The organism is Niallia circulans NBRC 13626, from assembly GCF_001591585.1.
Lineage (GTDB): Bacteria > Bacillota > Bacilli > Bacillales > Cytobacillaceae > Niallia > Niallia circulans.
The window spans coordinates 79,833-92,981 of the sequence record NZ_BCVE01000006.1; the positions used below are offsets into that span (position 1 = coordinate 79,833).

Genomic DNA, 13,149 nt, shown 5'->3' on the forward strand with positions numbered 1-13,149 from the left:
TGTCTGAATTTCACTGATAACTCTATCGTGAACTGATAGCTTATTTTGTGATACTCCAGATTCTAATCGTTTTTCTTCTAATACTTATCCCAAAGAGTTGATTCATTTGTATTTTCCTTAAATCACACGCCAATCTTCTAAAACATAAAAATAGACACTTTGTTTTAAAGTGCCTATCTATTCCGTATTTAATTTTCACAATGGAAGGATTTTTCCTTTTCTAGATTATTTCAACATATCAAGATTCGTCCCAAAGTAATAAAATAGTAGTTATATGAATGACTTTTTCCTTGAAAGGTATTAGTACATTCAGTGTTTATACGGATAATCTGATTTTTTCACTTTTTATTATTAAAAGAAAAACTACTCTTTAATAAGGAAAGATAAGATGAATACATTACTCATAAAAAAAATGATTCAGAAATCACTTAAACAATATCATATGGAACCCAATTCACTCCCTCTCCATGAATATGAACGATTAGTAGTCCACATCATCGCTTTAAAAAAACAACATCCTGCCCATGAACTTTATGATCTAGTTCAAGATGTTGTTTATAGTTACATTACGAATACACTTTAGCTAATTCTATTTTTTATTTAGAATCCCGCCAACGAGCTTATCTGCAATTCCCGGAAATAGATTATAAAGAACACTTCCCCAATTCATCCACAAAGGTAAATTTAACTCACGTTTTGGATGTAGCATTAATTTTATTATTTTTTCAGCGACTGTATCAGCTGAAAGCATAAATTTCTGCACATTCTTCACATAATTCCCCGTTTTGTCAGCTGTATGAAAAAAATTTGTCTCGATTGGTCCTGGATTTACAGCAGAGATTTTTATATTTGAATTGGCTACTTCCAGTCGGAGACTATTTGTAAATCCTAGAACAGCATGTTTACTCGCAGCATAGGCACTTGATTTGGCTGTAGCGAGTTTCCCTGCCTGGGAGGCGACATTAATGATATGCCCGCCATTATTTTGCAGCATCGAAGGCAATACCTCTTTGGTACAAGCGATAAGCCCCATTACATTTACTTGAAACATTCGATTAACGTCTTCCATCTTTGCTTCATGAACCATATCAAAGATGCCAAATCCTGCATTATTGAGCAAAATATCAATAAAATCAACCTCTTGATATATCTTAGCAAAGACTTCCTTTACTTGCTCCGGATTGCTTACATCTAAAGTAAAATAAATAGCTTGTCCGGGAAACTGATTATTTATTTTCTTGCAAATAGCAGCGAGCTTATCTTCTGAACGAGCAAGAAGGATGGGACGAGCCCCCAAACGAGCAGCTTTTATAGCAATTTTTTCTCCTATGCCAGATGATGCACCTGTAATTACAATGTTCTTTCCATTTAATCCCTTCATTATCCACCTCAAAAAGCACATGCATGATGTAAAAATGCCCATTTACTTATTTCCTAAATAATCATCATTATATTGATATATTATATCGATTAAAACCTACTTTTCTCTTTCTTAGCCTTAATAAAGACAAGATTCCTTTCTCATTTTCACATAGAAGGTTCAAAATAACAACATAGACTTCACTCTTCTTTTTGTAAACAAACAAAATAACGTCTCATATTCTTAGGAATTCCTTTCATCTTAAACACCCCTGAATAAACAAGGTGACGAATCCGATATTCAAGAAAATCGGGATCCATATAAAGATGCTCTTCCTCTATCGTTCTCCAAATAAGCTGACTAGTCTTGATATAATCTAATTTTTCCTTTTCACTCATTCGTTTCAGTACTTCTACAATCGTTTGATCAAAATAATCCAAATCCACCGATACAATCGCTTGGTTTTCCCATATCCTTAAAAGTTCATCAGCATTGGCTATCGATTGCCACTCAGTTGCTAATCCTTCTCTTTGATTAGTTGTTACCATATAGCTGCTATCAATATGGTCTAATATAGATTGTAATAATTCGTTTTTTATTTCTGCTGTATGAATCATTGACTTTTCATTTGGTGCAATTTTTTTAAGGACTTCTGCTGTATCGATAAGATAAAGAGGATTTGATCTTTTTTTAAATATAAACATGAAAAATCTTAATGCTAGCTGTTCTTCGATGTTATTCCCATACCATATATATACTTGTCTTTTATCATCAATGTCATCTAAACTATTCATTTTATTCTGTAGTGCAGTTATGTATGGATTTTTCTCCTCGAATTCTCGATTAATATTATCATAAATCCATTCAGACCGTTCCTTTTGACCATTATGTACATCCAGTTGACGTAATGGTCCAAACATAAAGGATCCATCTAAGCCGATCACTTCGACATTCTCTTGAAGATTAACAGCTAATCTACCTGCAATATATTGGGATGCGACAAGATGAATAGCTTTTTTGTGTTTCACGTTTTTTCTCTTCTGTTGTTTTTTTATCGCTTTGTTGACGCACATAACTATTTCTTTTAAACTTTCTTCATCCAAAAATAATCCAAGACCTTGCACTGCTTCACTATTTTCATGTTCAAAGTTTTGAAATTCTTGTCTATTTTTAATTTTATAAAGAGCAGAATGCTTAGTTTTTTTTATGTCATCTAATGTAATGTATGTGTATGACTCTATTTTGTAGCAATAGATGAGATTATCATCTATCAAGAAATATAGATAAGAACCATTTATTCTACTCTCCATTACGAATCTCCCTTTTTTGTAAAATTCTAAATTTAATTATACAATCAATGAACTAATTTTCCCACTACTCTTTTTTTCTATTGACAGACAAGCCTTTCTTCTTGCATAATCAAATAAATTTATCATAGTAATGCGATGATTAAGATTAGTAAATGATAATGGCTTGCTAGAGAGTGAAGTTCTATGGCTGCAAAACTTCATCAAGATTCATTTCATTGAACCTACTTAGGAGTAGTTAGGCAAACCTAAACGTCAACCGTCGTTACCGGAAAAGAGTTGTATAATCACGCGCATGTGCAGATTATAATTGAACTAAGGTGGTACCACGGAAAAAACCTTTCGTCCTTTCATTATGACGAGAGGTTTTCTTATTTCCATACAACGATTTTATAGGAGGAATAAAAATGAAGAAAATTGCTATTATTGGTGCTGGTTCTATGAGCGAAGCGTTAATTTCTGGGATTGTTTCTAGTAAATTGCAGGAGAGTACAGAAATTACCGTCACAAACCGAGGGAATGTAGAAAGACTAATTGAACTACAAAATCGCTATGGTGTTGACTACTCTTTCGATTTAAAAAAATTAGTTGGAGAAGCTGATGCCATTATTCTCGCAATGAAACCGAAAGATGTAAAAGAAGCTACTGTACAATGGAAAAATTATATCACAAAAGAAACACTGCTCATTTCTGTTCTTGCTGGCGTAAATATGGACAGTCTGCAACGGCTGATCGGACTGGAAGTTCCCATTGCGCGTGCTATGCCCAATACTTCGGCAACAGTCGGGAAATCAGCAACAGGTATTGCCTTCAACTCCTTTGTAGAAGAACCACAAAAAACTTTCGTCCTTGACATGTTTGAAACAGTTGGATTCGTTACATTTGTTCATGAAGAACAATTAGATGCTGTAACCGGTCTTTCTGGTAGCGGCCCAGCTTATATCTATTATTTAGTGGAAGCGATGGAAAAAGGAGCTGTAAAAATTGGACTAAATCGGGAAGTAGCTAATGAGTTGATAGTGCAGACAATCCTCGGCGCAGCAGAAATGATCGCATCGTCCTCCAAGAGTGCTCTTGAGCTCCGCAAGAATGTAACTAGTCCTGGTGGCACAACAGAAGCAGGAATAAACATTCTTGAGCAATATGATGTTCAGAAGGCTTTCATTTCGTGTATGGAAGAGGCAGCGGCCCAATCAAAAAGGATGGGAAAAGCACTTACAGAAGAACTTAAACTGTCTAAATAACGTTATTTAAAAATAAAAAGGATGTTGTGTGCTTTTTTGACAACATCCTTTTTAGCTTATATCTCGTATTCTGAAAAATCTTCTGCCATATATGTATTGGGAAAGATGGCTCTCGCTTCCTGCAACAATTGTTCTGTTAATGCTTGATCATATCTAGCACTAATATGTGTAAGAATGAGACAGTCTACATTTGCCCTTTTAGCTGTTTTTGCAGCTTGTACCGTTGTAGAATGATAGTATTCCGTTGCTATGGAACTTTCTTTTTCCGAGAAGGTTGCTTCATGAACCAATATTTTTGCCTCTTTTGCCAAAACCTCAGCAGAAGCACAAGTTCTAGTATCTCCTAAAATAGTGACAATTCTCCCTTTAATATTCGGGCCAAGAAAGGTTTTGCTGCCTATGACAGTACCGTCATCAAGGATGAGGTCTTCTCCCTCTTTAATTTTTTTATAAATAGGGCCAGGCATTATTCCATATTGTTTTAATTTAGCTGTATCTAATTTTCCAGGTCGATCCTTTTCTATAATCCGATAGCCATAACTTGTAACACCATGCTCAAGTATTTTTGCTTCTACGATAAAATCATGTTCTTCCAAAATAATACCTTCATCGATTTCTATAATATTTAGCGCATACTTTAAAAAAGTTTTGCTGACAGCAAGGCTGATCTGTACATATTCCTTAATTCCTTTCGGTCCATATATCGTTAGTGGTGTCTCTCCTCCTTGGAAAGATCGACTGGAGAGAAAACCTGGTAAACCATATAGATGGTCTCCATGCAAATGGGTAATAAAAATTTTATCAATTCTTCTTGGTTTAATATTGGTATGTAAAATCTGGTGCTGCGTTGCTTCTCCGCAATCAAACAGCCAAATACTCCCCTTCTCTTCTAAAAGCTTTAAAGCAATCGCTGTTACATTTCTTGATTTTGCCGGAATACCTGCACCTGTTCCTAAAAATTGCAACTTCATAATAAGCTTGCTAATCCCCTTTCGTTTTCTTCCTGTCATGAAATCCACTGTATAAATAAAAGCGTATCATTAAATACTAAATTAGAATAGATGAATTAAGTATACTTTACTAATGCCTGTTTATCCAAATCCCTAAATCTTTTAACTAGTAACTTTTGCTAATATATTGTAATATCATGTTGGATGAATGAAAAATTTCTGCTGTAAATACAAATAGTAAAAATATTTGCAAAAATTACAAACAAATTTGTTGCTATCTCCTTAAGAAAAAGATAAAATTTTATAACTGTATAGGTACATGTATTATTTAAGAGAAAATGCACCTTTGTAAAACAGCAATTTAATAATTTTCATACATATATAAATGAAATGAGGTACAAGAAAGTGAATGAAAAACAAACATCAAATGCACTTATTATGATCTTCGGGGCAACAGGAGATTTAGCCAATAGAAAACTTTTCCCCTCTCTTTATCGATTGTATAAAAAAGGAAAATTAGCAAATTTTGCGGTTGTAGGCGTTGGGAGAAGAACATTAACACAAGAACAGTTTAAGCAAAATGTTGTTAATTCTGTTTCTGAAGCAATTGCAAGTTCTAAAAATGATGATCTTGAGACATTCGCTTCTTATTTCTGCTATCATTCACATGATGTTACAGATTCAAGTTCTTATGTAGAGCTAAAAAACATTGCTGATGAATTAGATGTAAAACATAGTTTAAATGGTAATCGTGTATTCTACTTAGCAATGGCACCTGAATTCTTTGGTCCTATCGCGATTCATTTAAAGCAGGATGGACTAACAGAAGTAAAAGGGTACAAACGTCTAATTATCGAAAAACCATTTGGTCATGATTTAGAATCAGCCAAAGAACTAAATGAACAAATTCGTACTGCCTTTTCTGAAGATGAAGTATATCGAATTGACCACTATTTAGGAAAAGCGATGGTTCAAAATATCGAAACAATCCGTTTTTCCAATGCAATTTTTGAAAATCTATGGAATAACCGCTATATCAGTAACATTCAGATTACTTCAAGTGAAGTATTAGGCGTGGAAGAACGTGGAAGATATTATGAAACAAGCGGGGCACTTCGTGATATGGTCCAAAACCATATGCTGCAAATGGTTGCACTACTTGCAATGGAACCTCCAATTAAACTTACACCAGATGAGATTCGCTCAGAAAAAGTGAAAGTTTTCCGTGCTATGCGTTCTGTTGAAGTAGATGAAGTTGATAAATACTTTGTAAGAGGACAATATGGAAAAGGACTTGTGGAAGATGTTGAGGTACCGAGCTACCGCGAAGAACAAATGGTAGACCCTAACTCCAACACAGAAACTTTTGTCGCTGGGAAAGTAATGATTGATAACTTCCGTTGGGCTGGTGTTCCATTCTATATCCGTACTGGTAAAAGATTAGAAAGTAAATCAACAAAAATAGTGGTACAATTTAAAGATATTCCAATGAATTTATATAATCGTCCAAATCAAGAAATTACACCAAATCTTCTTGTTATTCATATTCAGCCTGAAGAAGGAATTACTTTACATTTAAACGCTAAAAAAGCAGGACAGAATATGGAAGCAACACCAATCAAGCTAAGCTATGCTAATACTGGTATTGCAGGAATCAATACGCCAGAAGCATATGAAAAGCTAATTGACGATAGCTTGCATGGAGACGCTACTAACTTTACTCATTGGGATGAAGTGGCATTATCTTGGAGCTATGTGGATAAAATTTCCCAAGCATGGGAACAAACACCTGCTACTCAATTCCCTAATTATGCTTCTGGTACAATGGGACCAAAAGAAGCAGATGAATTATTAGAAAAAGATGGTTTCTTCTGGTGGCCAGTTAATCAATTTGAAGTAGATGTTTGCTAACTCACCCTTCAAGTGACTGTCTAAAAAAACGTGAATCTTATTGTATTCACGTTTTTTCTTTCCCTAAATTATGATTTCAATCTAAGGAGTTTCTCATGAAAAAAATCAAATTAATCCTAACTGTCATTCTCGTATTCCTTTTATATAATTTACTCGTCTTCTACTTAGGATGGAATGGTTATGCATGGCTTGATTCCTTCAAACTATTAACCTATCCATCCATATATATTGGAGCAGTTATTCTTTTCTCCTATGCATATATTATCAGCCATTTCCTTAAGTCCATTACCATATTTAAAATACTTGGCGCGTATTGGCTTGCCATTTTTGAATATGGTATCTTACTGTTCCCACTAGCTAATTTAGGATGGCTTATATTAAACCAATTTATTCCGTCTGAAGATGCCACCAAAATAGTAGGAAGCGCTGCTGCAGCAATTCTTCTATTTTTACTTATTTACGGAACATTTAACGCTTACTCTCCTGTGATTAGAACTTATAAACTCGCAGTAGCTAAAAAACAAGCGAAAAGAGACTCTCTGAGGATTGCTATGGCTTCTGATATGCACTTTGGCACTTTATCAGGTAAAAGTCATCTAAACCGTCTCGTAACAAAAATAAACGGCTTACAACCAGATTTAATCTTACTGCCTGGAGATATCATTGATGATGATCCTATTCCTTTTTTGAAAAAGAATATGGGAGAGCAATTAAAGGTATTACAAGCTCCTTTAGGCATTTATGGGGTATTAGGTAATCATGAATATTACGGCAAAATGATTCCAACCTTTCTAGAAGAAATGAACCGAATCGGTATTCGCATCTTAATGGATGAAAAAGTAACTATTGATGAAACCATTCGATTAATCGGTCGTAAAGATAAAACGGACCAAAAGAGACTTTCCATTCCTAGCCTTCTTGAGAGTGAAAGTAACCATCTACCAATTATGATGATGGATCACCAGCCAGATGAACTGGAAGCAGCAATGAATGATGGGATTGATGTTATTCTATCCGGTCATACACATCGTGGTCAAATGGCACCAAACCATTTAATTACCAAACGAGTTTTTGAATTAGATTGGGGCTACAAGAAAAAGAAGCAGCTTCATGCAATTGTTTCCTCTGGATTTGGATTCTGGGGACCGCCCATTAGAATTGGCAGCAGATCGGAAATTGTTTATATTGAAATAACATTCAAAGGGTAAATTGCTTTACTTTTAAGTTATTTACTTTTGTAAAAAAATAGTTTGCTAGATAAATGTGCTGCTTGTTATAGCAGCATATTTTTTTGCCTTCTCGTTGTAATTTGTTTGTAGATTTTGTAGTTGTTTAAACTCTTTGGATACGTAAAATTTATGTATGAAGGTCACTTTACTGCCTTTTTCTTTTTTGGTTGGTTCTAAACTGGCTGATGAACGCCTTTTTTCTGCTTTTCTCTCTTCATTGAGGTTTTCATTCAACTTATGAACACCTCTTTTCTTCCTCCTTCTCTTATTTTTGGCTTTCATCCATCTTGTGAACACCACTTTTCCTCTGCACTCTCTTATTTTTGGTGTTCATTCAAACTCCATCTTCTCCTTCAAAAAAAAGCACACTACATATAAAATCGTAGTGTGCTTTTTATCGCCATTCTTATTTTTCCATCCAGTTCGTATGGAAGATTCCTTCTTTATCAAGACGCTCATATGTGTGAGCACCGAAGTAGTCACGCTGCGCTTGTAGTAAATTTGCTGGTAAAGTTGCAGTACGGTAGCTATCAAAGTATGATAATGCGGCTGCAAAGCTTGGTACAGGAATACCGTTTAAGACAGCACCAGAGATTACTTCACGTAATGCTGATTGGTAGTTTTCAGTGATTTCACTGAAATATGGATCCAATAGAAGGTTCTTCAATTCTGGATCACGATCATATGCATCTTTAATTTTTTGTAAGAATTGAGCACGAATAATACAACCACCGCGGAAAATCATAGCGATTTCGCCATAGTTTAAGTTCCAATCGTATTCTTCAGATGCTTCTCTCATTTGCGCAAAACCTTGGGCATAAGAAACAATTTTGCTCAAGTATAGAGCTTTACGTACAGATTCGATAAATGCTGCTTTATCTCCTGTGAAAGGTTTAATTTCTGGGCCTGAAAGTACTTTGCTTGCTTTTACGCGTTCGTCTTTCATTGCAGAAATGAAACGAGCAAATACGGATTCTGTAATCATTGGAAGTGGTACACCTAAGTCTAGAGCACTTTGGCTTGTCCATTTACCAGTTCCTTTTTGACCAGCAGTATCTAAGATTAGATCTACTAAAGGTTTACCAGTTTCTTCGTCAACTTTTGTAAAGATATCTGCAGTGATTTCAATTAGGTAACTGTCTAGCTCCCCTTTATTCCACTCTGCAAATACTTCATGAAGTTCTTGTGCTTCTAAGCCTAATACATGCTTCATGATGAAGTATGCTTCACAGATTAATTGCATATCTCCATATTCGATTCCATTATGCACCATTTTTACATAGTGACCGGCACCATCTGGACCGATATAAGTAGTACAAGGCTCATCGTTAACTTTTGCAGAAATATCTCGGAAAATTGGAGCAACTAATTCGTATGCTTCTTTTTGGCCACCAGGCATAATAGAAGGTCCTTTTAATGCTCCTTCTTCACCGCCAGAAACACCTGTACCGATGAAGTGAATACCAAGTTCACTAAGCTCTTTATTACGTCTTTGTGTATCTTTAAAGAATGTGTTACCGCCATCGATGACAATATCGCCTTTATCTAATAAAGGTTTTAATTGCTCGATTGTTGCGTCTGTAGCTGGACCAGCTTTAACCATTAACATGATTTTACGTGGAACTTCTAAAGATTGTACAAATTCTTCTAATGTATATGTTCCAACAATATTCTTGCCTTCTGATTCTTTAAGCATTTCTTCTGTTTTTTCTTTTGAACGGTTGAAAACGGAAACAGTATAGCCTCTGCTTTCGATATTCATAGCAAGGTTTTTACCCATAACCGCTAAACCGATTACACCAAATTGCTGTTTTGTCATTTTTTCCTAACGTCCCTTCTAAACTATGTATCCTTATAGTAGAATTCACTTAACTTTAGCAAGATTTTTTAAGTTATGCAACTAAAATGCAACTACTTTTCTTGATTATTTCAAAAAATTTTTTTCGTCACATATAACTTAACTAAAATTTCTTTCCTTGCAAAAAATCTTTATTGAAACTAGTTTTGGTACCAATGTCTTCTTCTTTTTTTGAAATATTATTTCTTTCTGATGCTGGCTCAATAATAGAAGCGCCATATTTTTCTTTCAGCTTATCTATTGCTGTCCATAATGGTTCTTTCGCTGCTTCTTTTTCAAAGGAAAAGAGATCAAGTTGTTTTACTACAATATTATTGTCGATTAAATCTCCTGCTGTTATACCTAATAAACGAACAGGATTTCCATCCCATGCTGTCGTAAAAATCTCTTTGCTTATCTGAAGTATCTCTTCCTCTGATTTTATTGGATTTGCTAATTTTTTGCTCTTGGAATAGTTTTTTCTGTTTCCATAGCGAATGGTTACAGATAAATGATTAGCATGTACATGTTTTCTTTTCATTCTTGTAGCCACTTTATTCGCTAGGGAGGCCAATACTTGAAATAATTCCTGCTGATTCTTGACATCGCGCGGCAATGTTGTCGAATTGCCAATACTTTTAAATTCATTGGCAGCTTCTGGATCTACTGGCCGATTATCTTCTCCGTTGGCTTTCTCCTTTAAGCGAATTCCATTGATGCCAAGTGTTGCTTTGAGTGGAATAGACTGAGCCATCGCTAAATCTTTAATGGTTTCTATGCCAATTGCTCTTAGTTTTCCCCCTGTTTTTTTTCCTATACCATGCATTTCTTCTACTTGCATCGGCCAAAGTACTTTAGGAATATCCCGCTTTCTTAAAACCGTGATTCCCATCGGCTTTTTTAAATCTGAAGCTGTTTTGGCAAGAAATTTATTAGGGGCAATCCCGATACTGCATGGTAAGTCTAACCGTTCAAAAATTCGTTTCTGAATCGTTCTTGCAATATATATCGGTGTTCCTAACTCATGGCAATGTGTAATATCTACATATCCTTCATCAATGGAAACAGGCTCGACAATATCGGAAAATTCATGAAGAATTTGAAACATTGCAAGAGATGCTGTTCGATAACGATCAAAATTTGGAGGCAAAACAATTAAATCCGGACATTTTTTCTTCGCTTCCCATAAAGGCATGGTTGTTTTTACGCCAAATTTTCTTGCTTCATAGCTGCAAGTGACAATAATACCTCTGCGTTCTTTTTCATTTCCCGCAATTGCCAATGGCTTCCCCTTTAACTGTGGATCATAAGCCATTTCAACAGATGCATAAAAACTATTCATATCTACATGTAAAATAACTCGTCCCTTTTTCGGATAAAATTCTTTCATTTTGCTTTCACCAATTCTTTATGATCATTTATAGTCACTTCTATTCTTATTCCTCTGCTTTTAGCAGAAATCTTACTGCTTACGCAGGCTGATTTTTCATATAGTCTTTAATTTCTTTTACACCTTCAAGTGTTTCTAATAAAATAGTTGGATCAAGCATTAACACCAAGCGATTTTCTAAATTAAGAACACCTGTTATATATTCTGTTTTCTGATAAGCAGAAATGCCGACTTCTTTTATTACTTCGTCTTTTATATCAAGAATTTCTTTTGCATCATTTACAATCATCGCAAACGAGATATCTTCTGTTCGCGCAACAATTAATTTATTATTTTCATTTTCTTCTGTTTTTTGATTATATAAAACCATCTGCAAATCAATGACAGGGATAAGCTCATCTCTTACTTTTCTTATTCCTCTTACAAAGGATGGCAATTGAGGAACAGGAGTAATCTGCTCTTCCTTTTCAATCGATATGACATAAGAAACATCTACGGAATATTCTCCATTTGCTACTTTAAATATAACAACCTTCTTTTCTTCCATTTATATTCCCCCAAGATTCTATTTTTACAGTAGTATTTACCTATACAATATTTTCCTCTGTTTTCTAGATAAATGCAAGTAAAAATAGAAACATTTGTTTGATTTATACTAAAAAGAGTGCCTCCCTAAAGGAAGCACCCCGACTCCGTCATATAATTATTGACCAGTTACTTCTTCTATAATAGCAAGTACCATTTCAGCCAATTTATTTAATTCTTCGATCGGCATTTTTTCATTTGTTGTATGAATCTCTTCATAGCCTACCGCTAAGTTAACTGTTGGGATACCAAAACCACAGATAACGTTGGCATCACTTCCACCACCGCTTTGTTGCAGTTCACAGCTTCTGCCAATTTTTGCAGCCGCTTTTTTCGCTACTTCTACAACATGGTCACCTTCGCCAAATTTAAAGCCTGGATACATAACATCCACTTCGACAATTGCTTGTCCGCCCATTTCACTAGCTGCCGATTCAAACGCTTCCTTCATTTTCGCTACTTGTGCAAGCATTTTATCTTCTACTAATGAACGTGCTTCTGCAAGGATATCTACATGATCACACACGATATTTGTTTGTTTTCCACCAGCAAAACTGCCAATATTAGCCGTTGTTTCTTTATCGATACGACCTAAAGGCATTTTTGCAATCGCTTTTGATGCAATAGTAATAGCGGAAACTCCTTTTTCAGGTGCCACACCAGCATGAGCCGTTTTTCCTAGAATCGTTGCTTTAATTTTTGCTTGTGTCGGTGCTGCCACAACGATATTTCCTACCTTCCCATCACTATCTAATGCATAACCATATTTCGCTTGGATTAATTTTGGATCAAGTGCTTTTGCGCCTAATAATCCAGATTCTTCACCAACTGTAATGATAAATTGAATCGTTCCATGAGAAATATTATTTTCTTTGATTACTGTAAGTATTTCAAGCATAACGGATAAACCAGTTTTATCATCTGCGCCAAGTATTGTTGTGCCATCTGTTACTATGTATCCATCTTTAATGGATGGCTTTACGCCAACTCCTGGAACTACTGTATCCATATGAGAGGTAAAGTAAATAGGATCCACGTTCTCTTTCGTTGCTGGAAGTGTACAAATTAAATTTCCTGCACCATGACCAGTTATAGCTGTAGTATCATCCTCTATCACTTCTAAGCCTAATTCTTCAAATTTCTTTTTTAGTACAATGCTGATTTCTTTTTCATATTTTGTTTCCGAATCAATTTGTACCAGTTCTAAAAACTGATTTAATAAACGTTCTTGATTGATCATTTTTCGTTCCTCCAAAAATTAGTGACATTATTAGTATACGCCTATAAAAAAAGAACATCAAATAAAATTCACGAGGGGGAAATCTCATTTTTCTTC

Annotated in this window: 12 protein-coding genes and 1 other annotated feature; of the genes, 4 read left to right on the forward strand and 8 right to left on the reverse strand. The window is 35.0% G+C overall.

Annotated elements, in window-relative coordinates; genetic code table 11:
• Positions 1 to 388 precede the first annotated feature (388 nt).
• Positions 389 to 583: a YqzH family protein gene (locus BCI01S_RS09555; RefSeq protein WP_061798414.1), complete on the forward strand. Its 195-nt coding sequence runs from the start codon at positions 389 to 391 to the stop codon at positions 581 to 583.
• Positions 584 to 589: 6 nt separating this feature from the next.
• Here BCI01S_RS09555 and BCI01S_RS09560 read toward each other — a convergent pair whose 3' ends face one another.
• Both BCI01S_RS09560 and BCI01S_RS09565 read right to left on the reverse strand, forming a co-directional pair.
• Positions 590 to 1,381 (reverse strand): SDR family NAD(P)-dependent oxidoreductase, encoded by a 792-nt coding sequence (locus BCI01S_RS09560; protein WP_047941092.1) that lies wholly within the window; start codon positions 1,379 to 1,381, stop codon positions 590 to 592.
• Between the two features lie 179 nt (positions 1,382 to 1,560).
• A complete protein-coding gene (locus tag BCI01S_RS09565; protein WP_061798416.1) occupies positions 1,561 to 2,670 on the reverse strand; it encodes a DUF1835 domain-containing protein in 1,110 nt (369 codons plus the stop codon).
• Between the two features lie 126 nt (positions 2,671 to 2,796).
• Positions 2,797 to 3,020, forward strand: a binding site (T-box leader).
• A 54-nt stretch (positions 3,021 to 3,074) separates the two neighbouring features.
• Between BCI01S_RS09565 and proC the strand changes: the two genes are divergently transcribed.
• Positions 3,075 to 3,911 carry a pyrroline-5-carboxylate reductase gene (gene proC / locus BCI01S_RS09570; RefSeq protein WP_061798418.1) on the forward strand — a complete coding sequence of 279 codons (837 nt, stop codon included), beginning with the start codon at positions 3,075 to 3,077 and terminating at the stop codon, positions 3,909 to 3,911.
• Positions 3,912 to 3,967: 56 nt separating this feature from the next.
• Here the strand turns inward: proC and rnz are convergent, their stop codons facing one another.
• Positions 3,968 to 4,882 carry a ribonuclease Z gene (gene rnz / locus BCI01S_RS09575; protein WP_047941353.1) on the reverse strand — a complete coding sequence of 305 codons (915 nt, stop codon included), beginning with the start codon at positions 4,880 to 4,882 and terminating at the stop codon, positions 3,968 to 3,970.
• 417 nt (positions 4,883 to 5,299) lie between these two features.
• Between rnz and zwf the strand changes: the two genes are divergently transcribed.
• Together zwf and BCI01S_RS09585 are read left to right on the forward strand one after the other, a co-directional pair.
• The gene (gene zwf, locus BCI01S_RS09580; protein ID WP_047941354.1) at positions 5,300 to 6,772 is read left to right on the forward strand and encodes a glucose-6-phosphate dehydrogenase; all 1,473 of its coding nucleotides are present in this window, start codon (positions 5,300 to 5,302) and stop codon (positions 6,770 to 6,772) included.
• A 95-nt stretch (positions 6,773 to 6,867) separates the two neighbouring features.
• Positions 6,868 to 7,980, forward strand: a complete 1,113-nt coding sequence (locus BCI01S_RS09585) for a metallophosphoesterase (RefSeq protein ID WP_047941095.1) — start codon at positions 6,868 to 6,870, stop codon at positions 7,978 to 7,980.
• 45 nt (positions 7,981 to 8,025) lie between these two features.
• Here the strand turns inward: BCI01S_RS09585 and BCI01S_RS09590 are convergent, their stop codons facing one another.
• The 5 genes from BCI01S_RS09590 to BCI01S_RS09610 all read right to left on the reverse strand — a co-directional run bounded on the left by BCI01S_RS09590 (position 8,026) and on the right by BCI01S_RS09610 (position 13,053).
• The gene (locus BCI01S_RS09590; protein WP_156485414.1) at positions 8,026 to 8,283 is read right to left on the reverse strand and encodes a hypothetical protein; all 258 of its coding nucleotides are present in this window, start codon (positions 8,281 to 8,283) and stop codon (positions 8,026 to 8,028) included.
• A 124-nt stretch (positions 8,284 to 8,407) separates the two neighbouring features.
• Positions 8,408 to 9,820: an NADP-dependent phosphogluconate dehydrogenase gene (gene gnd, locus BCI01S_RS09595; protein ID WP_047941097.1), complete on the reverse strand. Its 1,413-nt coding sequence runs from the start codon at positions 9,818 to 9,820 to the stop codon at positions 8,408 to 8,410.
• Between the two features lie 142 nt (positions 9,821 to 9,962).
• The gene (locus BCI01S_RS09600; protein WP_061798423.1) at positions 9,963 to 11,228 is read right to left on the reverse strand and encodes a DNA polymerase IV; all 1,266 of its coding nucleotides are present in this window, start codon (positions 11,226 to 11,228) and stop codon (positions 9,963 to 9,965) included.
• 79 nt (positions 11,229 to 11,307) lie between these two features.
• Entirely contained in the window at positions 11,308 to 11,775 is a 468-nt protein-coding gene (locus tag BCI01S_RS09605; RefSeq protein WP_047941099.1) for a chemotaxis protein CheW, read from the reverse strand.
• A 156-nt stretch (positions 11,776 to 11,931) separates the two neighbouring features.
• A complete protein-coding gene (locus tag BCI01S_RS09610; protein WP_061798425.1) occupies positions 11,932 to 13,053 on the reverse strand; it encodes a tripeptidase T in 1,122 nt (373 codons plus the stop codon).
• Positions 13,054 to 13,149: the final 96 nt, after the last annotated feature.

Bases quoted from the DNA above. Each gene is read 5' to 3' on its own strand.
- BCI01S_RS09600 (WP_061798423.1), bottom strand. From the start codon at position 11,228: ATGAAAGAATTTTATCCGAAAAAGGGACGAGTTATTTTACATGTAGAT.
- BCI01S_RS09605 (WP_047941099.1), bottom strand. From the start codon at position 11,775: ATGGAAGAAAAGAAGGTTGTTATATTTAAAGTAGCAAATGGAGAATAT.
- BCI01S_RS09610 (WP_061798425.1), bottom strand. From the start codon at position 13,053: ATGATCAATCAAGAACGTTTATTAAATCAGTTTTTAGAACTGGTACAA.
- zwf (WP_047941354.1), top strand. From the start codon at position 5,300: ATGATCTTCGGGGCAACAGGAGATTTAGCCAATAGAAAACTTTTCCCC.
- proC (WP_061798418.1), top strand. From the start codon at position 3,075: ATGAAGAAAATTGCTATTATTGGTGCTGGTTCTATGAGCGAAGCGTTA.
- BCI01S_RS09565 (WP_061798416.1), bottom strand. From the start codon at position 2,670: ATGGAGAGTAGAATAAATGGTTCTTATCTATATTTCTTGATAGATGAT.
- BCI01S_RS09590 (WP_156485414.1), bottom strand. From the start codon at position 8,283: ATGAAAGCCAAAAATAAGAGAAGGAGGAAGAAAAGAGGTGTTCATAAG.
- gnd (WP_047941097.1), bottom strand. From the start codon at position 9,820: ATGACAAAACAGCAATTTGGTGTAATCGGTTTAGCGGTTATGGGTAAA.
- BCI01S_RS09585 (WP_047941095.1), top strand. From the start codon at position 6,868: ATGAAAAAAATCAAATTAATCCTAACTGTCATTCTCGTATTCCTTTTA.
- BCI01S_RS09555 (WP_061798414.1), top strand. From the start codon at position 389: ATGAATACATTACTCATAAAAAAAATGATTCAGAAATCACTTAAACAA.
- rnz (WP_047941353.1), bottom strand. From the start codon at position 4,882: ATGAAGTTGCAATTTTTAGGAACAGGTGCAGGTATTCCGGCAAAATCA.
- BCI01S_RS09560 (WP_047941092.1), bottom strand. From the start codon at position 1,381: ATGAAGGGATTAAATGGAAAGAACATTGTAATTACAGGTGCATCATCT.